Annotated in this window: 17 protein-coding genes and 2 pseudogenes; 2 read left to right on the top strand and 17 right to left on the bottom strand. The window is 33.4% G+C overall.

What is annotated here, in order from left to right; all coding sequences use genetic code 11:
* Positions 1 to 61: 61 nt before the first annotated feature.
* Genes ACUN26_RS26105 through ACUN26_RS26090 form a run of 4 tightly spaced genes read right to left on the bottom strand, consistent with a single transcriptional unit; the run spans position 62 to position 5,539 of the window.
* A complete protein-coding gene (locus ACUN26_RS26105; RefSeq protein WP_445540892.1) occupies positions 62 to 751 on the bottom strand; it encodes a hypothetical protein in 690 nt (229 codons plus the stop codon).
* Positions 738 to 2,375 carry a site-specific integrase gene (locus tag ACUN26_RS26100; RefSeq protein WP_445540891.1) on the bottom strand — a complete coding sequence of 546 codons (1,638 nt, stop codon included), beginning with the start codon at positions 2,373 to 2,375 and terminating at the stop codon, positions 738 to 740. Before ACUN26_RS26100 ends, ACUN26_RS26105 begins: the two co-directional genes overlap by 14 nt.
* Positions 2,365 to 4,308 carry a helix-turn-helix domain-containing protein gene (locus tag ACUN26_RS26095; RefSeq protein ID WP_167092513.1) on the bottom strand — a complete coding sequence of 648 codons (1,944 nt, stop codon included), beginning with the start codon at positions 4,306 to 4,308 and terminating at the stop codon, positions 2,365 to 2,367. Before ACUN26_RS26095 ends, ACUN26_RS26100 begins: the two co-directional genes overlap by 11 nt.
* The gene (locus ACUN26_RS26090) at positions 4,292 to 5,539 is read right to left on the bottom strand and encodes a site-specific integrase (protein ID WP_167092516.1); all 1,248 of its coding nucleotides are present in this window, start codon (positions 5,537 to 5,539) and stop codon (positions 4,292 to 4,294) included. Before ACUN26_RS26090 ends, ACUN26_RS26095 begins: the two co-directional genes overlap by 17 nt.
* A gap of 138 nt (positions 5,540 to 5,677) precedes the next feature.
* Here ACUN26_RS26090 and topB point away from each other — a divergent pair.
* Positions 5,678 to 7,552, top strand: a pseudogene (topB, locus tag ACUN26_RS26085) (DNA topoisomerase III); the annotation flags it as partial.
* 35 nt (positions 7,553 to 7,587) lie between these two features.
* Here topB and ACUN26_RS26080 read toward each other — a convergent pair.
* The 4 genes from ACUN26_RS26080 to ACUN26_RS26065 form a co-directional block, all read right to left on the bottom strand.
* A complete protein-coding gene (locus ACUN26_RS26080; protein ID WP_000810063.1) occupies positions 7,588 to 10,413 on the bottom strand; it encodes a YhgE/Pip domain-containing protein in 2,826 nt (941 codons plus the stop codon).
* A 305-nt stretch (positions 10,414 to 10,718) separates the two neighbouring features.
* Positions 10,719 to 11,510, bottom strand: a complete 792-nt coding sequence (locus tag ACUN26_RS26075; RefSeq protein ID WP_000772006.1) for an endonuclease/exonuclease/phosphatase family protein — start codon at positions 11,508 to 11,510, stop codon at positions 10,719 to 10,721.
* Between the two features lie 4 nt (positions 11,511 to 11,514).
* A complete protein-coding gene (locus tag ACUN26_RS26070; protein ID WP_000705554.1) occupies positions 11,515 to 13,152 on the bottom strand; it encodes a PTS transporter subunit IIBC in 1,638 nt (545 codons plus the stop codon).
* A gap of 206 nt (positions 13,153 to 13,358) precedes the next feature.
* Positions 13,359 to 15,023, bottom strand: coding sequence for a glycoside hydrolase family 13 protein (locus ACUN26_RS26065; protein WP_001044715.1), 1,665 nt, complete (start codon positions 15,021 to 15,023; stop codon positions 13,359 to 13,361).
* 398 nt (positions 15,024 to 15,421) lie between these two features.
* Here ACUN26_RS26065 and ACUN26_RS26060 point away from each other — a divergent pair, with 398 nt between their 5' ends.
* Complete coding sequence (locus tag ACUN26_RS26060; protein WP_000814886.1) at positions 15,422 to 16,756, top strand: FAD-binding oxidoreductase; 1,335 nt, start codon at positions 15,422 to 15,424, stop codon at positions 16,754 to 16,756.
* 122 nt (positions 16,757 to 16,878) lie between these two features.
* Here the strand turns inward: ACUN26_RS26060 and ACUN26_RS26055 are convergent, their stop codons facing one another.
* The 9 genes and pseudogenes from ACUN26_RS26055 to ACUN26_RS26015 all read right to left on the bottom strand — a co-directional run.
* A complete protein-coding gene (locus ACUN26_RS26055) occupies positions 16,879 to 17,562 on the bottom strand; it encodes a hypothetical protein (protein WP_000251621.1) in 684 nt (227 codons plus the stop codon).
* A 157-nt stretch (positions 17,563 to 17,719) separates the two neighbouring features.
* On the bottom strand, positions 17,720 to 18,409 hold the full coding sequence (locus ACUN26_RS26050) for a Crp/Fnr family transcriptional regulator (RefSeq protein ID WP_001081909.1): 690 nt from the start codon (positions 18,407 to 18,409) through the stop codon (positions 17,720 to 17,722).
* Positions 18,410 to 18,609: 200 nt separating this feature from the next.
* The gene (gene arcC, locus ACUN26_RS26045) at positions 18,610 to 19,572 is read right to left on the bottom strand and encodes a carbamate kinase (RefSeq protein WP_000113957.1); all 963 of its coding nucleotides are present in this window, start codon (positions 19,570 to 19,572) and stop codon (positions 18,610 to 18,612) included.
* Positions 19,573 to 19,609: 37 nt separating this feature from the next.
* Positions 19,610 to 21,025 (bottom strand): arginine-ornithine antiporter, encoded by a 1,416-nt coding sequence (gene arcD / locus ACUN26_RS26040; RefSeq protein ID WP_000503405.1) that lies wholly within the window; start codon positions 21,023 to 21,025, stop codon positions 19,610 to 19,612.
* A gap of 99 nt (positions 21,026 to 21,124) precedes the next feature.
* Positions 21,125 to 22,123: an ornithine carbamoyltransferase gene (argF, locus tag ACUN26_RS26035; RefSeq protein ID WP_000930305.1), complete on the bottom strand. Its 999-nt coding sequence runs from the start codon at positions 22,121 to 22,123 to the stop codon at positions 21,125 to 21,127.
* A 30-nt stretch (positions 22,124 to 22,153) separates the two neighbouring features.
* Positions 22,154 to 23,386: an arginine deiminase gene (arcA, locus tag ACUN26_RS26030; RefSeq protein ID WP_000682324.1), complete on the bottom strand. Its 1,233-nt coding sequence runs from the start codon at positions 23,384 to 23,386 to the stop codon at positions 22,154 to 22,156.
* Positions 23,387 to 23,655: 269 nt separating this feature from the next.
* Positions 23,656 to 24,105, bottom strand: a complete 450-nt coding sequence (argR, locus tag ACUN26_RS26025; RefSeq protein WP_000711836.1) for an arginine repressor — start codon at positions 24,103 to 24,105, stop codon at positions 23,656 to 23,658.
* Between the two features lie 153 nt (positions 24,106 to 24,258).
* Positions 24,259 to 25,185, bottom strand: a complete 927-nt coding sequence (locus ACUN26_RS26020; protein WP_406565772.1) for a methyl-accepting chemotaxis protein — start codon at positions 25,183 to 25,185, stop codon at positions 24,259 to 24,261.
* Between the two features lie 15 nt (positions 25,186 to 25,200).
* Positions 25,201 to 25,386: pseudogene (locus ACUN26_RS26015) on the bottom strand (HAMP domain-containing protein); the annotation flags it as partial.
* Between the last annotated feature and the right edge of the window lie 40 nt (positions 25,387 to 25,426).

Below are 25,426 nucleotides of genomic sequence, written 5' to 3'. Positions count from 1 at the left end.
AAATAAGAGCCTTACTATAAACATTCCGTAAGTCTCTTATTTGTTATTTTTTTAATTTAATCTAGCTATTTTCCCAATCTAAATTAAATAACTCGTTAAGCTTTTCTATTTTTTTATTATTTACATCAACAGTATTTAAATTTGCTGATTCATTTTGAAAAACCTTATTAGGACTGTTTAATTCTAAGACTTGTGAAATCTGATTTGGTAAAGTAATAACTTCTGCTTTCACATTAGCCTGTTTTAAATTTTCTGAATGTCCGTATAAATGAGGGAAATAACTTTCAGCAACAATTTGATTATAAAGCGTCTCATAATGATTCTTCTGAACTGTCACTTTAGATAGTTGTTCTTTTAATTGCTCTGTTTCTAACTTCATTTTTTGCGTAGCTTCTTCAAGTGTTGCTAATTTTTTAGCGTCTGTGTAGAGATCGCTAATAATGTTTAATAACTTTGCGATTTCATTTTTTAATTCTATTGTATTAGTACCATATTTTAAAAACAATTCTTCAACACTAGGAATCGTTATAATCCCACTTTCATCAAGTTTAGGAATGTGAACAGGTGAATTTAAATGATTTATAAATTCTTTCATTCGCCTACTCCAAGTATTCCTCCCTATTCCAGTTTCCTTTTCTAATAATAACGACGTTAATTTTCGATTAGGCTGTTTATATTTAACCTCTAGAGCCATTTGCTTTAAATCCTCATCAGACCATTTTTTTGGTTTACCCCTTTTAGTATTTACCATTCATATCACCCGCAATATCCGCATCTATTTTCGATTTCAATTCCATATAATATTGTAACTTTTTCGCTGCTGATTTTCTTTCAATTATATTTAAATCATGGCCATATCTTTGTGGCAATGAAAATAAACTTTCTAAAAGCGAAATAGCCTCTTCAATTCGCTGTTTTAAATCTTCAGAATGACTAGATAGCCACTTAAAAGCGTCGTCTTTTTCATTTATACTAGGTGAGAAAATATATTTTGGACAAAACTCACAAAACTCAATACAAGTATTTGGGAAATTCTCTTTAAGCTCTGAGCATAAACCGTATTGAACTCTACCTACGTGTATTTCGGCTATCTTCTCTCTCTCAATGTTAGATTTATGAACAATATATTTTTTCCATCCGATGATAGAATTGTCCATTCTATAGCCAATCTCTGTTTCAATCTTTAGTTGAGCCAGCCTATATACATACGATTGCGCGAAATGTTTAACATGACTAAAATAACCTTGCGTAACTCTAAGTTCCGTATGACCAGCTAGTGTAGCGATATTATGCATACTAAAACCTTGTAAACACATATTGATGATAGCAAAGTGTCGAGTATCACCAGCTTTCACGCGTTCCAAATTGTATCGTCCATATTTCTCTTCTACGATTATTTTATAGAATCTATCTTTTAAATCATTAAAATTTCGTAAGTTCATTATTGGATTCTGCTTTTTCCTTCTAACTTTATAATTTAAGCTAAACATTTCTGATGGAAAAAAATATTCCGAGTAAGGAAAATACATATTTACCTTGTTCCTTACTTCTATTAAAAGTTGATATGTTTTTTGATCAATCACAACTGAATCATATTTTATAGAAAAATCAATGGTAGCAGACTTATTTTTTATTCGCGGAACCAAAATTGTATAGGACTCGTTTTTACTGTCATCATAAGATAAGCAATCTTTCTTGAGTTTTAGAAGTTCACTTGGGCGCATAGGCAGCGTATTAGTAAGTAGCCACCAAACCAGAATTGGCGTGTAACTTATCGTTTCTTCTACAGTATGATTTTTAAAATAATGGTTAATGATATCATCCAATTCAAGTACATCTTGAAAATCAGGTAAATCTCTGGATGTTTTAGGGTGTTTGGGCATTTTTGAGCAAATATTAAGGATTTCTTGATAATTATCACTCCTATAGAAATCGATAAAATTAGACGTAGCACTAACCAAGTGATAACCAAGGTATTTATATTTCGCAATACTCTCAGCTAGTAGACTTTTTAATTGGGTTAAATTTTCAAAACCTTGCGAACTAAGTATAATCTTTCGTAATGAAGCTAACTCATCGTAAATAGTTTTAGGCGTTTTACCTGATATAAGCCTGAGCAACACATAAAATTTTAAATGCTCATTAATTTTTGGATAACTAATTAAATCAAACTTTATTTGTAAATTTAATTGTGATAAAGGATCATAAACAAACCATAGATTTTCTTCAAAAGAGTTATTTTTTATAATCTCTCTTTCGACTAAATCATCAAAAATCTGCTTATAGTCTTTTAACAATAAATCATCTTTAGAAATTTGTTGAATAGATTCTATCTTATAAAAACTTGATTCATTTAAAAGCTTTCTAATTTCCATATTCAACTCCTGGCAAATAGATTTTGTGAGCATATCGCTTCAATAAACCATTAATTTGATTAACATCTACATAAGCTTTTACATAACTTTTACCGAAAGTGTTATTAGCTTCACTCAGTATCAATAAACATTGCAGTAGAAAGCGACTTTGCCTTTTTAAAAGATTTTCATTATCATTTTCCTGTATTGAAGTTAAAAGTCTTAGAAGTTCCTGATTTAATTGAATTAGAATCAAATTTTGTGGAAGAACATATTCACAATACATGCAATTCATTAAAGCTGGATAAGCACAATTTGGGAATACTAAACACTGTGCATGTTCAATTTTAGATGGCATAGAATGGGTTGATAATTCCGAAAATAAGTCATGTAATTGCTGTTTATTTAAGCGCATAACTTGATGTATAACTTTTAACCTCTTTTCATAGATTGCATTCATTACTTCCACAACTGAATCATTATCAGTCTCCTCTATAATGGTAGGAGTTAAATAATTAGAAACATAAGCAGCTATTGATTCGGTTTCTTTAAGAGAGATGTGTTCTTTTATTTCTTCAATAATAGTAGTTCTATCTTCTAGATTTAGGGTTTTATAATTATCCGTATACATAAATTTTAATAATTGCTCATATAGCCATCCAAAATTTCCTCTTCGAAAAATATTTATGGCAACTCTTCCAATAGAGCCATCTTTATTCATAAGCTGTATATAAGTTTTTGTGGTATCTTCATTTTTATGTGATCTTGCATTTTGAGCTAAAGTCAGTGCTAACTCGGAATCAAAAGCATCCCCTTCAGTTACAGATCCATATAAGTATGTTGCTAAAGAGCGATTCATTATTAAACTACTAAATCTAAGTCCCTCAAATTTTTTATACTCGTTAAAAAATTTTAAATGAGTCATACCACCTTGAGTTTTAATTTTGCGATACTTCCCCGCGATAAAGGTTTCTAACTGACATGTTTTATTTTCTCTTAATCGCTCGGATAAAACTAACGCGTAAGCTAGTGGCATCTCTAGGTTCGAAGGCACTAAGAAAGTAAGTAGCTCACCTGTTTTAGATGCACGCTTATTTCTAAAAGAAAGATACAAAGTCTTAATTACTATTTGAACTTGATGCTCATTCAATTTAAAGTTATTACTGTGAAAATCTGCTTCCTGAATATCAAGTTCTTTTAAATTTAAGCTAGGTGTGTTAAGAACCAAATCACTTCCTCGTATAAAATCACAGCATAGTAAAGTAACATATGCCCACATATTTGCATACTGTCTGCTATTAAGACTTTTTTCGATATGAAGTTCTATATTTTGTACATGCTTATATATTTGATTAAAAGTTGAAGCCGAATAAATTTCCTGTTCTTTATGTTTAGACTTTTGAACAGCTAACAATTTATTCTTTAAAGGCATATTTTTTTGATCAAATACGTATGATAGAAACCGAGTAAATAACAATTTTTCCTTCGCAGTAAGCAGACCTTCTTTTAAAAACAATTGATTTAATTCCTCTATATCAACTTTGAAGATTTCCCTAGATAAGTTTCTTTGGAGTTTATTATGAAAATTAATAAATTGACTAATAGTATCTTTTTTATGAAATGTAGAGCCTGTACACTTATTAAAGTAAGCTTGTGAATACGTTATAAATAGCGTTCGAGTATCCATAAACAAATTATTTTGTTGTGTTTCGTTAGATATTTTATTTATCGCATATTCACAGTCAATCTCCACAAGATTATCACGGTCTTCGAGAAACTGTTTGTATTTTATCAGCTCTTCTTTTGGTATAAAAACTCGACCATTTATTTTATTTACATTCATTTTATGATTGGATTGCTTTGAATAAATGCTATTTTGAATAGAAACCATACTTCTACCAAGAATCTCCGAAGCTTCTTTAATTGAATAATAATCTTTATTTAATTGAATCATACCCCTTCAACTTCCTTTCAATAAGCTTAGGAATGTATTCCTCATGCATATTATCTAATTTCTCTTCAATTTTTTTATGCATTCGTGGTGTTGAGACCATATAAGAGAGAGCAGATTCTAAACTAGAATCACCTCGTAAATGTGCAATTTCATAAGGATTTTGTGCCTCATTTGCAATGAGATTTGTAAATGTTCCCCGTCCTATATGCGTAGACCATTTAATACTTTTTAAATGCTGGGCTACTAAGCGATGTTCAATATTATTTGAAGTTTCTAAGGTGGATATTAATTTAGTTTTGCATTTGTCGAAGTACTGTCTATAGCTTCTACCTGACATCGGTTGTTCATTGGTGTTTAAAAACAAAGCATTAGTTTGCTGAGAAGAATATAGCTTTAAATGCTGTCGAATCAGGGTAGTTCCCCAACCGTTCACATCTAACGCTACCTGAGATCGTGTCTTTTTTACTGAGGCATGTTCTTTTAGATCTGTTCTAAAATTTTGATTTTCTACTTTTAATATCAACTCTTTATTTGTTATAGATTTTGATATTTGTGTACGTTTTAAATTAACTACTTCTGAAACTCGTAGCCCTCCAAATATTTGTAAATATATTCCTAAAGCGATTCTGGGAGTATGTGTAGAGGCAATCTCTAAAAATAATGGTATATATTCAGATGGTAAAATGTGTTCAATTTCTTTAATTTTCTTTTGTGGATAAACCACTTTAAAAGGAGATTTATAATATAACGTATTGTATTCGTTTTTTTCTTGTTTAAAATTAGTTAAACTAACTTTTGAGAATAACAATTTGTTTATTCCCCAAGTATAGAAGTGCACTAGGGTTCTTTCAGCGTCTTTAACAGTATCTTGAGAAACCTTATTGGTACCCAGCCAATTTAAGTATGATGAGCCATGTGAGATAGTCAATTCTGTTAAATTTTTGATTTTCAAACTTGGATAATACTTTATTAAGTAGTTAAAAAATTTCACTATATTTGAAGCATGCTTTTTCTGAGTATTAAATGACTTATACCCCCATTTTTCAATAATAAAATTGCTAAGATGATGAATTACATATGTGTCCTTTTCGATGTTTTTAAGAGCAATTAATAAAATATGTTTTTTCTCTTTAACTGTTTGATTTTCCTCAATTACATAATCAATCCAAATTGGTTGCGTTATAAACTTAAAATTTTCATTCACACTTTTTACTGAGATTAATTCCCCCACTAACTCTCCCCCTTTTTAATTATGTGCAATGAATTTTAAAGTTTATCATCCCCTATCTCCTTATGGAATTAATAATGAAGCATCTTTGATGTTCTTTAATATTGAGTATATTATTATTGTACATCATTATGGAGATAAGCAGGTCGTGAAGGCGAATTAGTCGCACGCTGGATTATCGATAAAGTTAAGTTGAATAAACCAATTAAACGTTTATGGATTTCTTCTGTAACCGATAAAGCAATTAAAGATGGTTTTGCAAATTTAAAACCAGGTAAGGCATATGACAATTTATACGCTTCAGCAGTTGCGCGTTCAGAAGCTGACTGGTATATCGGCCTTAACGCGACTCGAGCTTTAACAACTCGCTTTAACGCTCAACTAAATTGTGGTCGTGTACAAACACCTACTGTTGCTATGATCGCTAGTCGTGAAGATGAAATAAAAAACTTCAAAGCTCAAACTTACTACGGTATCGAAGCTCAAACAACTGATAAGTTAAAACTAACTTGGCAAGATGCAAACGGTAATAGCCGTAGTTTTAATAAAGAAAAAATTGATGGTATTGTAAAAAATCTAGATAAACAAAATGCCACTGTTGTGGAAATTGATAAAAAACAGAAGAAGTCATTCTCTCCTGGTCTTTACGATTTAACTGAATTACAACGTGATGCAAATAAAAAGTTTGGTTACTCTGCTAAAGAAACATTAAACATTATGCAGAAATTATATGAACAACATAAAGTGTTAACGTATCCTCGTACAGATTCACGCTACATTTCATCTGATATCGTTGGAACACTTCCAGAACGTCTAAAAGCGTGCGGTGTCGGGGAATATCGTCCGTTAGCACATAAAGTACTACAAAAGCCAATTAAGCCTAATAAATCATTTGTTGATGATAGTAAAGTAAGCGATCATCACGCAATTATTCCAACAGAAGGATACGTTAACTTCTCATCCTTTACAGATAAAGAGCGTAAAATTTATGATTTAGTTGTGAAACGTTTCTTAGCTGTTTTATTCCCTGCATTCGAATACGAGCAACTAACGTTACGCACAAAAGTTGGTAATGAAACATTCATTGCACGCGGAAAAACGGTTTTACACGCTGGTTGGAAAGAAGTATACGAAAATCGCTTTGAAGACGATGATGTAACTGATGACGTAAAAGAGCAGCTTCTACCTCACATTGAAAAAGGTGATACATTAGCTGTAAAGTTAATTATGCAAACATCAGGTCAAACAAAGCCTCCTGCACGATTTAATGAAGCGACTTTACTTTCAGCAATGGAGAATCCTACAAAATATATGGATACGCAAAATAAACAACTTGCTGATACGTTAAAATCGACTGGTGGATTAGGCACTGTAGCGACACGTGCAGATATTATCGACAAACTCTTCAATTCATTTTTACTTGAAAAGCGTGGTAAAGATATTCACATTACATCAAAAGGCCGTCAGTTACTTGATTTAGTACCAGAAGAGTTAAAATCTCCTACACTAACTGGTGAATGGGAACAAAAACTTGAGGCTATCGCAAAGGGTAAACTGAAAAAAGAAGTCTTCATTTCTGAAATGAAGAACTATACGAAAGAAATTGTTTCTGAAATTAAATCAAGTGATAAAAAATATAAACATGACAACATTTCAACGAAGTCTTGTCCAGACTGTGGTAAACCAATGCTAGAAGTAAACGGCAAAAAAGGAAAAATGCTCGTTTGCCAAGACCGTGAATGTGGTCATCGTAAAAATGTATCTCGTACAACAAACGCTCGTTGTCCACAATGTAAGAAGAAACTAGAACTACGTGGTGAGGGTGAAGGTCAAATCTTTGCATGTAAATGTGGCTATCGCGAAAAATTATCGACATTCCAGGAGCGACGTAAAAAAGACTCTGGAAACAAAGCTGATAAGCGTGACGTTCAAAAATATATGAAACAACAGAACAAAGAAGAAGAACCATTAAATAACCCGTTCGCAGAAGCATTAAAGAAATTAAAATTTGATTAAACAAAAAGGTTCCTACCGGAGGTAGGAACCTTTTTTTAGTGAATGATTTTACTTCCTTTTGCATTCTCAACGAATTTTTCACTTGATTTATTAATTGGTGTTTTCAGTAATAATGCAGCAACAATCATAACTACTACGAAAGCACTTAGTACAAGTAAATCTCTCGTTACGATATCCCAAAGCATTCCACCCACTGTTTCACGAATTGCACTAATTGCATACGTGAATGGTAAGAACGGATAAAGTGCTTGGAAGAACGCCGGTGTCATTTGAATTGGGAATGTTCCGCCCGACCCTGCTACTTGCAGTACAAGTAAAATGATCGCCATCGATTTCCCAACGTTTCCGAAAATAGAAACGAGTGAGTATACGATACAAACGAAGACTCCACCAATAAATAAACTAAATAACACAAACCAGAATTTATCGACTACGTACGTACCGAGTAAGAATATATCTCCCATTGATACGATAAACGCTTGTGAAAGACCTATCGTTAAGAATGTTAATAAACGTCCGAAGTAAACTTCATGGCTCTTATAATTTGCGCCCTCTTCATGTACTTCTACTGTTAATAATGAAACCATTAATAATGCGCCTACCCATAATGCAAGCACTGTATAGAATGGTGACATCGCTGAACCGTAGTTCGGCATCGCAAATAATTTATTCTCTTTTAAATTTACTGGATTTGCAAAGTAATCACTTTGCTTTTCAACATCATTTTTCAATAGGCGTATGATGTCTTTTAAATCTTCTTCAGATTCAAAATCACGAATTTTATCTGCTAATTCTTTAATCTTTTTCTCAGTCTCCGGCATTTCGGCTTTAATGTCTGCTAATTTCTTTCTACCGTCTACTAAGCCTTTTGATGAATCTTCTAGTAATTTTTTAACATCTGGAAGCTTTTTGTCTGCTTCGCTTAAAATTTGAGTTGTGTTTTTAGACATACGTTTCGTACGTTCAATTGCTGTATTAAAGTTTGGAACGATTTCTGAATCATATGTTGCTAAGAAATCTCCTAATTGAGCTGAGGCATTTTTAGTTGCTTCATTAATACTTTCTACAACCTCTTTTGTAGGCTTCTGTCCATTGTTAATTAATGTAGTTGCCTTATTTGTTGCATCTATACCTTTTTGAACAGCATTTTGTGCTTTATTCAATTTTGCAATTCCATTATTAAGGTTTTTGTCACTATTTACATCTGCTAATACCTTATTTGTGCTTTCTAGAACCGGAATCGCATCACCAATTAGATTCTTAGTAGCTTGTAATTGACCATTTAAATCGTTTAAATATACTTTTGTGCTATCTAATCCATTAACACCTCTATTATTTACGTCTGCTATAATACCTTCAAAAGTATTTTTTGCCTTATCATATTCATTTTTCACAGTATCGTATGCTCCATTTGCATCAGCTTTCGCTTGATCAACTGTGCTAACTGCTTTTTTATAATCTGCTACAAATGTTTCATTATAATCTTTTTCCGCTTGATCAATTAATCCATTTGCTGCATCTAATTTTTGATTTGCTGCATCTGTTACATCTTTCTTTACTTCTTGTCCTGTACCAATAACATTTACAATATCTTTAATACCGTTGTTTGCATTTTCCATACCGCTTTTCAGCTTAGTTAAGCGATCCACTCGCCCTTGGAAAAAGCTTTGACCAAAATCAGTCGTAGCCGATTTTTGAAGTTCAGTAAATACATTAATAAGGTATGCAACACTATCTGTACGACCTTGAAGATTTTCAGAAACCGCATTAAGATCTTGCTTTGCCTTTTCTGGATCAAACTGACCATTTTGCAATCCGTTTACAACACTTTTCCCGTATGTTGTTCCTGCACGTGCCGAGTTCAAAACATTATTCACTGTTTGATTAATATTTCTTGCAATATTTTTATAACCTTCATCATTCAACTTTGAAAGGTCCGGACGCGCTGGAAACTCAGGTAATCCCTTCATACCAGAAAGGTCTATCCCTGGATTCATTAAAAAGTTCGTAAACGTATTTGCTTTGTCCATTACATCTTTAGCCGTTGTTAAATGATTTCGTATCGTCCCAGGAGCATTTTGCAATGTTTGATCGTTGTTTGCAAAGAACTTATCTAAATTCCCTAACGCTTCTTGCCCATCATTAATAACACTTTCTACAACCGGTAACTCTTTTTGTGCTACTTTCACAACATCTTCTGCTCGAGTCGCATCATCTAACGCCTTATCCATAAGTGTATTCATTTCTGGGAACTGCGCTTCTAACTTAAATACAAGATCTTTTACTTTCTCGATGCTTGGTAAGTTTGTTTCTAAATCGATTCCAAGGTCATTGAAAATTTTAAAAATCTCACCGTTTGCTGTTTTAACAAAGTTTTTACTAATTTCTTCTGTAATACCTGATGCACCTTTTGCTGTAATTTTCGGTGCAATCGCATTTACTTTTTCATTCACATAGTAATCCAGTTCTGGTTTCTTTGGATTTTCATCCAGAACAGTTGCAATTTTTTCAGAGAAGTCTTTCGGAATCGTAATGCTCGCATAATAATCCCCACGCTCAACTCCGTAAATTGCTTGTTTTTCATCTACAAATTTCCAGCCAAGATTTTTGTTTTTCTTAAGAGAATCTACAATCTCGTCCCCGATATTGATATCTTTCCCTCTTAAATTAGAGCCTGCATCTTGGTTAGAAACTGCAATGGGAACTTCTTTTGTATTTCCATATGGATCCCAAGAAGCTTTAATGTTAAACCATGCATATAACGATGGTAAAATCATTAACCCTAAAACAATAACAATTGCAGCCCAATGTTTAGCTACATTCCGTAAATCTGTCTTATAAATACGCCAAATTTGTTTCATAGAAGTTATCACCTAATTATATATTTTTCCTTCTTTAGAAAATGATACATACATTTTGCAATTATATCACTTTCTACATCGTGGATTAAACGAAAACACACTATTTTTTCCATTAAATATTTCACTTACTTCATTATATAACGAAGTAAAAAAAGTATGCATACAAAATGACCAAATTAGTTTTACATTCAATAATAACAAATATATAGGAAATGTCATAAAAAATACAAGTATTTTCTCTTGGAAATACTTGTATTCCTAAAAAAAATCCTCACAGCTTTTATTACCTGTGAGGATTTCTTCTATTATATATCTAATTGAACCTCTACACCGAAATGATCTGAAATTACATTTCGGTTTGTACCATTAAAAATAACTTTTGAAGAACGAACTCTTTTACTTTGGTTACACACTATTAAATCGATTCGCAAATTATGTTTATTTTCATCCCAACCAGCAATCTCGCCTTGGACAGTTGTTCCTTCATCCTTCTCTATCGCTAGTTCGTATGTGTCGTACAAACCTTTTTGCATCAAATATTCATAACCTTCACCCTGCAAACGAGCATTATTATTAAAATCCCCCATTAAGAAGGAAAGCTCATTGCTATCTACACGCTCCATCAAACGATCGACTTGACCTTGGAATGATTCTTCTTCATCATTCCACCAACCTAGATGGCAAGAATAAAACGTTATATCCTTACCATTATAAGCAATTGTTGCACTTACAATTTTACGTGTTTTCCAATACGTTGTATCTTTATTTTCTGATATAAAGAACGTATCTTCTTTTATAATAGTATGCTTTGTTATAATCGCTAATCCTTCTTCGTACACATCATAACCAATATGAGAGAAATCCCAAGTAATATTGTAATCTTTTACATGTAACGCTTTTAACTCTTCTAATAGTAAAAGTCCAAAATTATCTTTTTTCTTGTTACCGCATACATTTTCAGCTTGTATCGACTGACTGACTTCTTGCAATGCGATGACATCGTATTCTTCTTCTTGAATGACTTTAGCAAGATATTTTATCTTTTCCATTTGATTCTCTTCTTGCCAAGAGTGACAGTTTAAAGTTAGCAATTTCATATTATTACGCACCTAACATATCTTGAATGTCTGACTTTAATACGTCAGCTTTCGGACCATATACTGCTTGTACACCTTTATCTTTTACGATTAGTCCTAAAGCACCATTTTGTTTCCACTGCGCTTCTGGTGCAACAACATCTAAATCTTTTACTGTTACACGTAAACGCGTCATACAAGCATCTACGTCAGCAATATTTTCTTTTCCACCTAATAAATCAATAACTTTTGTTGCTAATGAACCATCTTGTACATTTCCTGTTCCTTCTGATGACTCATCTTCATTATCAATATAGTTACCTGCACGTCCTGGTGTTGGTAAATTGAACTTTTTAATTAAGAAATTGAATAATGTAAAGTTAAGACCGAAGAATACTAATGAAACGATAACGAAATTGATTAAATCTCTTGTTAGTCCTGCATTAACCATCATCGGTGTACGAGTAATTAACTCAATAAATCCAAATGCGTGAACACGTAAGTTGATTAAATCTGCTAATGCAAATGCAAGTCCTGTTGTAATAGCATATACAACATATAGTACTGGTGCAATAAACATGAACATGAATTCAATTGGTTCTGTTACACCTGTTAAAAATACTGCTAATGCTGCTGATAAGAACATTGGTTTATATTTTGCACGTTTTTCTTTATCAACATTACGGAACATCGCAAAAGCAATTCCCATTAACGCTGCTGTTGAGCCGATAACTTGTCCAGCTTTGAAACGAGCTGGTACAACGTTATTTAATAAATCGTTATATGCTTTCGTATCTCCACTTGCTAATAAATTATTTAAGTCTGTAATCCATGCAAGCCATAATGGATCTTGTCCTGCTACAATTTGTCCAACTTTTGAGCCAGTTAACATCGTATATGTTCCGCCTAGCTCTGTGTAATTCATCGGAATCGTTAACATATGATGTAATCCGAATGGTAATAATAAACGTTCTAACGTTCCATATACAAATGGCGCAACAACTGGCGCACTATCTTTAGATGCTGCAATCCAGCGACCAAATTCATTTAATCCACTTTGGATAAATGGCCATAAAAGTGATAATACAATCGCAGTGACTGTAGACCAAACAATTACAACGAATGGTACGAATCGTTTTCCATTAAAGAATGCTAATGCCTGTGGCAGTTTATTATAGTTATAGTATTTGTTATATAAAGTAGCTCCTAAGAAACCTGTGATAATACCTACGAAAACTCCCATGTTTAATGCTGGTGCACCAAGTACAGAAGTAAAGTAATCTTTTACAACTAAATCTCCTGCTAATACTGAAGAAACTGTCGCTTTTGAATCCGCTAACATTTGAGCGTTTACGCCAAATATTGCTCCTGTAATTCGATTTGTTAAGACGAATGCTAATAGTGCTGCAAATGCACCACCTGCGCGATCCTTCGCCCAAGATCCCCCAATTGCTACTGCAAATAAAATGTGTAAATTTGTAATAATTGCCCAACCGATGTCTTCCATTACACGAGCAATAGTATGAACTGCGTTAATATCCCCAGCAGACATTCCAATTAGCTTACCGATGGAAATCATTAAACCAGCTGCTGGCATTACAGCTACAACAACTAATAATGCTTTCCCGAACTTTTGCCAAAAATCAAAAGACGTAATTTTCATCTGTTCTTCCTCCCCTTTATTTATAACAACATAATGATTTAAATTATAATTTCTGTTTCTCTTATGAAAACGATTCCTCATATTGCTTTATCTTTTTTTGTTACGCAACCGTTTTCATAAATCTATTTTAATAAAAGCGTTTTCACATTGCAATAGAAATTTATTTTTTTTCATAAAAAAAGATGCTCAAGGAGCATCCTTTTTTATTATGAAATGCGATAAACCCTTGTTTCATAAGGTTTTAACGTGATTGTAGTTAATTGTTCATGTTCCGCAACTTCATAGTTATTTAAAAGCAAACGTTTGCGTTCTAGTGCGAATAAAGGCTCATTATACACAGCTTCCTCTTTTGAGATATTACTAATTACAATGACTTTTTCATCCTGTAACGTACGTGTATATGCATAAATTTGTGGATCGTCCTCTAAAAGTAAATCGTACGTACCATAATTCAATACATCGTGCTCTTTTTTCAAGGCAATCATTGTCTTATAGAAATTGAAAATAGACTTTTCGTCATTTTTTTGCTTTTCAACATTAATTTCTTCGTAATTTGGATTCATGCCAAACCAAGGTGCATTTGTTGTGAAACCAGCATTCATCTCATCGTTCCACTGCATAGGTGTACGTGAATTATCACGGCAAGAGGCCCATATAATTTCCATCATATCTTGATGTGATACGCCTTCTGCAATTTTCTCTCGATATAAATTTTTAATTGCTACATCATCGTAATCTTCAATATTTGGTAACTGAACATTTGTCATACCAATTTCTTGTCCTTGATAAATAAACGGTGTACCGTGCATAAAGAAATACATCGCTCCTAGAGCTGTTGCACTTTCACGCCAATATTGTTTATCATCTCCCCACGTTGAAACGATACGTGGCTTATCGTGATTCTCGATATATAAAGCATTCCATCCTTTATTCTCTAATCCTTTTTGCCATTTCGTTAATACCTTTTTCAATCCTACAACATCAAGGTCTTTCTTCTTTTCTGCATCCCATAAGCTTAAATGTTCAAACTGGAATACCATATTGAATTTACCTTGCTCTTCTCCAACCCAAAGCTCAGCATCTTCAATCTTAACGCCATTCGCTTCACCAACAGTCATAATATCGTACTTAGAAAATGTATTTTCTTTTAACTCTTCTAATAAAGGTTGAATACCATCCACATTCATATGTTTATCAAAAGATGGTACATATTTTAATCCTTTTGGATTTGGCATATCGTTGAAGCCATCTTCTTTTTTAATATGGCTAATTGCATCAACACGGAAACCATCAATTCCCTTATCAAGCCACCAATTAACTGTATCGTATAACACTTCACGAACTTCTTTATTCTCCCAGTTTAAATCTGGTTGTTTACGTGAGAATAAATGTAAATAATATTGTTCTGTTACTTCATCATATTCCCATGCCGAACCATTAAAAATACTTTCCCAGTTGTTTGGTTCCGCACCATCTTTACCATCATGCCAAATGTACCAATCACGCTTCGGATTGTCTTTAGATGAACGAGATTCAATAAACCATGGATGTTCATCACTTGTATGATTAATAACTAAATCAATAATAAGCTTCATGTCACGCTTATGAACTTCATCTAATAAAGCATCAAAATCCGCCATTGTACCAAACTCATCCATAATATCTTGATAATCACTAATATCATAACCATTATCATCATTGGGAGACTTATACATTGGACAAATCCAAATTACATCTATACCTAAATCTTTTAAATAATCCAGCTTTGCAATAATACCTTGTAAATCTCCAATACCATCACCATTTGAATCCATAAAGCTTCGTGGATAAATTTGATAAGCAACTGCTTCTTTCCACCATGTCTTATTCATAGTCATTCTCTCCTTTTGCATCCCATCGGAATTTTATGCAAACGTTTTCGTAACACTATCATAACAAAATATGAATAGTTTGCAACTGTTTTCATTGAACTCTATGTAGATTCCTTATTCTTATGCTTTATCCCGCTATTGGCCGGGCAGTAAGAACCCCACCTCAAAATTCAGCGAAAGTAAAGAAGTTCGGTGGGGATCGGGCTGCCCGTTAAAGTCCGATTGGTGAAGGCTAATAATCAGTGGGGGAGGAACAAAACTCCCACTGATTAAAGTTTCACTTTATTTATTTCTCGCAAAGGTAAATCTCATTCCTTACCTGCTCTTGTCCACGCACGTTACATACGCTTTTCATATATTAATAAAAAGCACTGCTTATTTTAGAAAGGAGTGATAAATTGAAACAAACAAAATTAACAGGTCGTATCGTTGTTCCCTCAGATCCTGACTATGACGTAGCCCGAATGAATTTAAATTTAAGTATTCCAAAACTCCCTTGTATTATTGTTTTTTGCCAAAATAAAAATGATGTGTGTAATGCCTTAAAATGGGCACGTGAACGTCATATACCATTTCGCTTAAGAAGCGGACGTCATAGCTATGAAAATTTTTCTCTTTTAAATAGAGGACTTATTATTGATGTGAGTGAAATGCATCGCATTACTGTTAATACAAATAAATTAACAGTAACAATTGAAGCTGGTGCAAATCTTGGCACGGTTTATAAAGAGCTTTGGAATTATGGTGTTACAATACCGGCTGGTACAAGTGCAAGTGTTGGAATTGTTGGATTAACACTTGGTGGTGGTATCGGTATGCTTTCACGCTTATTTGGATTAACATGTGATCAATTAGTAGAAGTTGAAATGGTACAAGCATGCGGTAAATTGAGCGCAAAAATCATTCGTGCAAACGAACAAGAAAACCCTAACTTGTTTTGGGCGTGCCGCGGCGGTGGTGGTGGAAACTTCGGAATTGTTACTTCTTTAACTTTTCGAGTACATCCTATAAAAAATGTATCAATCTTCTCCATCACATGGGAATGGGAAGATTTTATCGCTGCATTTCAAGCTTGGCAAAACTGGGCGCCTTATATAGACGAACGTCTCACTTCATCAATTGAATTATTCGCAAAGCGACAAAATAAAGTTGAGGCACAAGGTGAGTTTGTTGGCTCTCCCTCTGAACTCCATTCCTTATTATCACCTCTTCTTGAAACTGGTACCCCCTCTCTCTTTATAGATGAAGTTCCTTATATAAAGGCTATTGAATTTTTTAACAGTGGCAACATCCCTGAAAACTTCAAGCGCTCCGGTTCCTACGTATATAAACCTATCCCTCTTAAAGGCATTCAGATTATGCAATATTTTCTTTCTCATGCACCAAATAAAGATGCGAGTATTTGGCACCAATCGCTCGTAGGTGCTGTGGAAAATATTTCGCCTACTGAAACAGCTTATTTCCATCGCAAAGCAATTATTGCGCAAGAATACATTACCTCTTGGAAATGCGATGATGAAGAAAATCGAAATATACGCTGGGTTAAAGATTTAAGAGAAAACTTAGATCCTTATACGCTAGGTGATTATGTCAATTGGCCCGATATCGACATTAAAAATTGGCAAACTAGTTACTATGGTTCTAACTTTCAAAGATTACGTAAAGTGAAAACCATATATGATCCTTGCAATGTTTTTCGTTTTCAACAAAGTATCCCACCCTTTCATACGTAAAAAAGGGGATAAAATAAAAAATCATCCAATATGCCGTTACCTCGCAGCATGTTGGATGATTCAAGTTGATTTTCTATATCGTTTCAAATTATTGCTCCTACTCATAACCTTTCAATTACGGATTAATTGTATTTCTCATCATTTTTATGCAATGAATGTAATTTTATATTTGGTACTTTATCTTTCTCAATACCGGTATTATAAGCAACAGGAATTTGAAATTCGAATTGCTTTGTCTCATGTTTTTGTAAATAGACTGGTTTCGGTACTGGATAACTTTTGGAAGTCTCTGTTGCATTATCATATAAAACAATTTTTAATGCTTGTGAATGATTACGATAATTTTTTAAAGTAACAATGCACTTTTGTTCAATATCCCCCCCATTTTTCTCCATTCTACATTGACTATCTTCTTTTTTATATTCTATCGCCTCTACCCCTGTTTTTCCTGCGTAGTACCATGTTTTATTCAATGTCTGGAGGATGTTATTTAGCATAAAAGGCATCATTAAAATCAAAATACTAATGCCTACTACTTTTATCTTATTCATTGTTCTAAATGTACTAGCTTTCTTTTTTACTAACCATTTTACAAATAATATAAATGCTATTACATGTAGTATGAAAGAAACGATTACTATATTTGAGACTTTATAATCCATATAAGTATATGTATATACCGGAACATTAAAGAAATTGAATAGTTTTTCCCCAATTAATTCATTATCGTTTGGAATTTTTAATAATAACAAAACCCCTATACTGTAACAAATAGCTACTAATCGATCATACTCAATTCGGACCATTCTTTCTCTCCTTCCCCTTACTTTTTTATTATCGATTTTAGCTATTATTACCATGCTATACAATCTTTTTATAGAGGATAACGTAAAAAAGCTCCTTATAAATATATAAAGAACTTTATTAATATACAGTATGAATTAGAAAATCCATATGCAATTTTCACATAGAGATTTCCTCAAAATATGTTGGATTATGTATTGTAATTTTTTTATCCAGAATTGTAACAATACTATCGTTTTTTAATTGTTTTAATACGCCGCTAACCGTCTCTCGAGACGTACCAGATATTTTCGATATTTCAATTGTTGTAAGTGGGCATGAAATTACAATCGTTTCGCCACTCTGTTCTCCTAAATCTTGCATTAAATAATTTAATGTTTGAATGACTCGATCTTGTGCATTAGGAATTGTAATGTTTTGCACTCGATTTTCGTTTAGTTTTAATATTGATGATAATTGCTGAACAACGTACATTAATTGCGTCCTACTAGATTTCACCATATCTTCAAAAATTACTGTCGGAATATAATATACCTCTACATCTGTCATCGCTTCTGCCGTATAGTTATATCCTCTGTCTGTAAACATACCACCATAAGGAAAAATAGAATACCGCTTTACATAGTCATCATATAATAAATTTCCACTTTGATTTACCCGCTCTAACTTTACAAAACCATCTAACATGAAGTAAATTCTTTCTCTTGAATCCCCTTCTAAAAATAAAAATTGACCCTTTTTATAAGTTCGCCAATAGACAAACTCCGTCAAACCTTTCAATTTCTTTTCTGTTAAATGAGCAAATAATTCAAATTGCTTTAAATCTTTAACTACGTTCCGTCTATTCATAAGATTCCCTCTCTCTTGCTGTATGTTGGAGCGAAAAATCAAGAAAGCGTATTCAAATTTAATTTTATCATAATTAACTTATATATTCAGATTTCATCATGAAAACTTTATGAACAATGAGTACAAAAAATATTAATACATAAAAAGAATGAAGTTACTAACTCCATTCTTTTTTACTAATAAATAGCGTACATAATTATTTAAACATACATGCATACATTCTGTTTAGAAATAATAGTACCAGCTTTTTCTTCTAGTGCTTCATATACTTTTTCTAAAGACGTAATAATTGTTTTTCTTTTTGGATTTGTATTAACAAAATTAATAGCAGCTTCAATTTTTGGAAGCATACTTCCCGCAGCAAATTGTTGTTCTTCCATGTATTCTTCTAATTGATTCACTGTGACATGCTCTAATTTCTTTTGATTCAGTTGATTATAATTTACATACACATGATCAACTGCAGTTAAAATTACGAGCGTATCGGCATCTACTAATTCAGCTAATTTCTGCGCAGCGAAATCTTTATCGATAACCGCTTCAGTTCCTTTTAACCCTTCTTCAGAATCAATTACTGGAATTCCACCACCACCAACAGCTATCACTATATTTCCATCCTCAACTAAAGAATTAATTACTTTATGTTCATGAATACTTACAGGCTTCGGTGATGGAACAACACGTCTCCACCCTCTGCCAGCATCTTCTTTAAACACTGCTTTTGTTTCTTCCATTAATCTTCTGGCCTCTTCTTCTGTATAAAAAGGACCAATTGGTTTAGTTGGATTTTTAAATGCCTCATCTTTTTCATCCACGACAACGCGTGTTATAACCGTTGCTACGTCTTTTTTTATATTCCTTTTTTTCAATGCCTTTTCAATCGCATTTTCCATCCAATATCCAATCATCCCTTGGCTCATTGCACCACAAGTATCTAATGGCATTGCAGGTGTCTTTTCCGTTTCTGCAGCTTTTTGCTGTAATAAAATATTTCCCACTTGTGGACCATTTCCATGCGCAATTACTATATCTACATCATTTTCCATTATTTTCACAAGTTGTTCCGCTGTTTTTTCTAACGCTTCTTGCTGTGCTCCCGCAGTAGCTTTTCCAGACTGTATCGCATTTCCCCCTAGTGCAACTACAATTTTTCTTCGTGCCATATTTCAGCCCTCCAGTTGATTTCGATTTCACAACGCTTTATAAAGTAATACTGCCTGTAATTAATCCATAAATCGCAAAGAATGCTAAAGCACCAATTGCTACCGATGATGCTAATTCCACTCGAGTAAATATTTGCTTCGAACTCTTTTGCCTTTGAACATTGTAAAAAATAAAAATACCTGGCGCATATAAAGTCATTGTTAATAATAAATACTCTAAACCAGCTGCATAAACTAACCACACACCGTACATACTTGCTATCAAACCAATTATTATATTTTTATTTCGATCCGCTTCTTCAGACTTTAAGCTATGCTTCAGTTGATAAAATGCTGAAAAAGCATATGGGATTAAAATAGCTGAAGATGCTAATGAGAATGCAAAGTTATACGCCTGATCGGAAACGACGAATGTTAATAAGAACATTTGAATTAAGCCATTTGTTATCCATAATGAATTTATTGGAGCTTTATTTTTATTTTCTTTTGCAAACCATTTTGGAAATACTCCGTCTTTAGCCGCCAAATACGGAATTTCAGATGCGAGTAAAGTCCAACCTAACCAAGCACCTAATACAGAGATAACTAAACCTAAATTAATAAAGATAGCACCCCATTTTCCAACAACACTTTCAAATAAATAAGCCATAGACGGATTTTTTAAATTAGCAATATCTGCTTGCTGCATAAGTCCAAGAGACAGTAATGTAATTAAAATGTAAATGATGAGTGTACCAATTAAGCCAATAACCGTTGCTTTCCCTACATCACTTCTATTTTTTGCTCGACTTGATAAAACAACAGCCCCTTCTACCCCAATGAACACCCATAAAGTTACAAGCATTGTACTTTTAACTTGGCTGCCAACTGCTCCCCATGAAAAAGAACCAGTTTGTCCCCAAAATCCATCTAGGAACGTATCAATATGAAACGCGAAGATTCCTATAACAATAAATACAAATACAGGTACTAATTTTGCGATTGTAGTTACTAAATTCACAAGTGCTGCTGATTGAACTCCACGTAAAATTAACATGTGAACACACCATAATAATACGCTTGCACCAATAATGGATGCTACATTTTGACCGCCCTCAAAGATTGGGAAGAAATACCCTAATGAAGAAAACAATAATGTGCCGTAAGCTACATTACCAAGCCAGGCAGATAGCCAATATCCCCACGCACTATTAAATCCCATAAAATTCCCAAATCCTGCTTTTGCATAACTAAAAATACCACCATCTAAATCTGGCCGTTTTACAGTTAGATTTTGAAAAGATAATCCAAGCGCAATCATCCCAATTCCTGTTATAACCCAACCAATAATAATGGCTCCAGCACCAGCACCTTTTGCCATATCACTTGCTAAATTAAATGCTCCACCGCCAATCATAGACCCCACTACAAGCGCCGTTAATGTAAACAACCCTAATTTCTTATCTTCACCCATTCCACTCACCTCTCTTTAATTGCAATAACAATACGAAAGCAATAGTGAATGATAGTGTCTAAAGGAGGAGAAAGAAGAAAGGAAGACCCCCTTTCTTCTTTACTCCATGTTTCCTAAAGTAGCTGCCATAACCGCTTTAATTGTATGCATTCTATTTTCAGCCTGATCAAATACTTTTGAATGTTTACTGCGGAATACTTCGTCAGTTACCTCCATTTCTCTCAGCCCATATTTCTCATAAACTTCCTCACCATACATCGTTTCAACATCATGGAATGCGGGTAAACAATGTAAGAAAATCACGTTTTCATTCCCTGTTTCTTTAATCATTTTCATATTTACTTGATAAGGTTTCAATAACTCGACACGTTCAGCAAATTTTTCTTCTTCTCCCATAGACACCCATACATCTGTATAAATTACATCTGCATTTGCAACAGCTTCTTCCACATTACTTGTTATCATTACCTGTTCATTATATTTTTTTGCTAAATCAATTACTTCTTGCTCTGGCCATAAAGATTCCGGTGTACAAATACGTACATCCATTCCAACAATCGCTCCACCAACTAGTAAGCTATTAGCAACATTATTTCGTCCATCTCCAACGTAAACAAGCTTCACATTTTTTAATTTCCCTACATGTTCTCTAATTGTTAATAAATCTGCAAGTGTTTGTGTTGGATGCCACATATCTGTTAATCCATTCCAAACCGGTACACCAGAATTTTGTGCTAAAGATTCTACAGTTTCATGATTAAATCCACGAAACTCAATTCCGTCAAACATACGTCCTAACACTTTTGCTGTATCCTCTACGGATTCTTTTTTTCCAAGCTGAATATCACCTTTCCCTAAATATTCAGGGTTCGCACCTAAATCTGTACATGCTACTGTAAATGCACATCGCGTACGAGTAGAGGTTTTTTCAAATAATAGCGCTACATTTTTACCTTCTAAATAATGATGTGAGACACCGTTTTTCTTTTTCTCTTTTAATTCTGCTGCTAAATCTAGAAAATATAATAATTCTTCTTGTGTAAAATCTTTTTCAGCTAGAAAACTTCTTCCTTTTAAATTTGGTCTAGTCATTAACATACTTCATCCCTACTTTCTCCGTTATTTATACTAAATATCTTTACGAACAATTGGCATACTCATGCAACGTGGACCCCCACGCCCACGAGATAATTCCGAACTTAGCACCTCAATGACTTCTATACCATGTTCCCGCAATAACGTATTGGATACATAGTTGCGATCATATGTAACAACTACACCTGGCGCAATTGCTAATGTATTAGAACCATCATTCCATTGTTCACGAGCGGAAGCAATTGCATCTCCTCCTCCACAAGGAATAAGAACTAATTCACTTAAACCTAATACCTCTTTTAATGCTTCCATTAAAGAAGTGCGATGTGTAATTTTAAGAGTTTCCACATCTGGACCTTTTTCTAAAATATAAATATTCATATTTCCTTTTGGCCCTTGAATGGCTGGGTGAATTGTAAACTTGTCATAATCAACCATTGTAAACACTGTATCTAAATGCATAAATGCTCGGCATTTTGGAATTTCTATTGCTAACACTTTCTTAATTTTATTTTGTCGACTAAAAAGATTTTTAGCTAAACGTTCAATTGCTTTAGCTGACGTACGGGCAGATACTCCAATTGCAATTGTTTCTTCATTTAAAATTAGCTCATCGCCACCTTCAATTGGAAACTTATAATCACGATCTAGCCAAATTGGCACATTGTGATTTGCAAATCTTGGATGATATTTAATGATGTACTCCATGAATAATGATTCACGTCTACGCGCCGGTTCTCTCATCTTATTTATCGTTAATCCATCGCCCACGCTAGCTGCTGGATCACGAGTAAAATATAAATTAGGCATTGGGTCTAAGTAAAACGGATAATGATCTTCCATTAATTCATATAAATGTGTCTTCTTACTTGTTTCAATCTCGTTTTTCCGTACACCACCCATAATTTTTTGAATTAATTCTTCATTTGAAAAGGAAAGTAAATATTCTTTTAAAGTTTGATGTGCAACATTTACGTCAGCCTGTCCTTCTTCTAAAATACGATCAACAAATTCTTCTCGAAGTTTTTTATCTACTAATGCCTCAGCAGCTAGTTTTTCTAAATAAAGAACTTCAACACCCCGATTGCGTAATGTTTGTGCAAAATAATCATGCTCTTTTTGAATAATTGGTAAGTATGGAATATCGTCAAATAATAATTGTTGCAAATAATCTGGCGTTAAGTTTTCCACTTCTTTACCAGGTCGTTTTAATAAAACTGTTTGTAATTCCCCAATCTCTGAAGTAACATGTATCGGATGCTTCATTTGTTGTACCTCCTTTTAAATATGTTTGATGTCTTACAAGTACATAATAAATGCTACGCGCCTTCATCTTTGTGAAAGCATCCACATTATCATTGTGAAATATTAAACAAGTTATTTTTTTAAAATCATATGAATTTGTATTTTTATAACACTTCATCCCGATTTTTCAATAAAAAAACACATATATTACGCATATATGTTGAATATTTAACTTCCGTATTTAAACAAAAATCCTGTTTTTAATTTTTATTAAAAACAGGATTTTGCATCTAAATAATTAAATTTAACCTTTCTTCTAAAATCTCCCTATCTGATTTTGACTGAGAAATGATAAGGCATGTATCATTTCCACATACACATCCTATTTTTTCTTTCCAATCTAGCTCATCAAACAAAACACCAATAACATGTGCATTACCGGGTAATGTTTTAATAACCATTAATTGATCTACACAATCAATTTTTACAACAACCTCTCGTAATTTTTTCTTTAACTTTATATCAGTTTGTAAATGCTCTTCTGAGAAAAATTTATATATCATTAATCCTTCTTGAGAAGGTACCTTCGTTAAATTTAACTCACGAATATCTCGAGAAACTGTAGCTTGTGTTACTAATACATCTTTTTTTGCTAACAATTCTACTAATCTTTCTTGCTTCTCTATTTCATACTCCTTTACAAATTGTTTAATTAATCGTTGTCTTTTTTCTTTTTTCATAAAAGACACCCCTTTTAATATTATAGCTCGCTATAATTTTCATCCGAAAGGGACAGAAAAGAATGTTGCGGAAACGTTCATAGTTTATACTTTTTAACTGTAGATATTAAATCTAGCTAAAAAAAGGGAAGAACAGCATTCTGTTCTTCCCTTTTACATTGAAAACCGTTCAATTGTTTGTTTTAAATCCGCTGATTGTTTCTCTAAGTCTTTTAATAATTGATCGATTGCTATCATATTTTTAGACTGTTGCAACGTCACACGTGCCACTTCTTGTGAACCAGCTGACGTTTCTTCCGCAATTGCTGCTACAGCCTTTGTTTGTGCTCCTGTTTGATAAATGTGATTCACTTGTTCATTCATATAATTACTAATTTGCTTAGTTGCATCGGCTACTTCCATAACACTTGATGACATTTCTTTTAAAATTAATTCTGTAGCTTCTCCGCGTTTTGCCTCTTCTTTAGCTGTCTTCACCTGCTCTGTCATTTTCAATGCGACTTGCTGTACTTCATCTTGCATATTCCGTAATAACTGCGATATGTTTCTTGCGGAATGATCACTTTCATCAGCAAGTTTACGTACTTCTTCTGCTACAACCGCAAAGCCCCTTCCATGCTCTCCTGCACGAGCTGCCTCAATAGAAGCGTTGAGTGCTAATAAATTTGTTTGGCTAGCAATCTCACTCACAACAGAAACAATGTGTTCAACTTGTTTCATTCGCTCTTCTAATTTCTGTACATTTTCCATCGAATCTTCATTTTCTCTCGCCAATGTTTGAATACCTTGAATTAAAGAAGTAAAGACACGTGTACTTTGTCCTAAAGCTTGAACCATTTCTGAAGACAACTCGTCAGACTGTTTTGCTTTTCCTTCTACTTCATTTGCAATAGAAGTCGTTGTATCAACAGTAGAAACGATCGCTTGAATCGATGCTGCTGATTGCTCGGCACCGGAAGAAATCTCCGCAAGGGTTTCAGACACACCTTGTGCTTGCTTTGTCGCTTCACCTGTTTGTTTTCTAATTTGCTGAACTTGATTATTTGTATACGAAAATGTAGTATCGATATTTTTTACCATGCCCCTTAAGTTCCCTAGCATCATATTAAATGCAACACTTAAAGATTTTATCTCATCATCGGTCTTTGGCAATGGGACATCTTCACGAATATCACCTTCAGCCGCTTTCCTTGCTGCTTCTTCCAACTTTCGAAGTGGTTTAATTAAAAATATTGCTGCCCCATACGCTAAAATTCCAGACCATACTACACCTAATAACATAACGATAATATTATAAACAGTTTGACTTACATAACTTTGA

This window comes from Bacillus sp. WC2503 (assembly GCF_052682895.1).
Note: the sequence above shows the minus strand (reverse complement) of the source record. Positions and strands in the feature narration are given on the sequence as shown.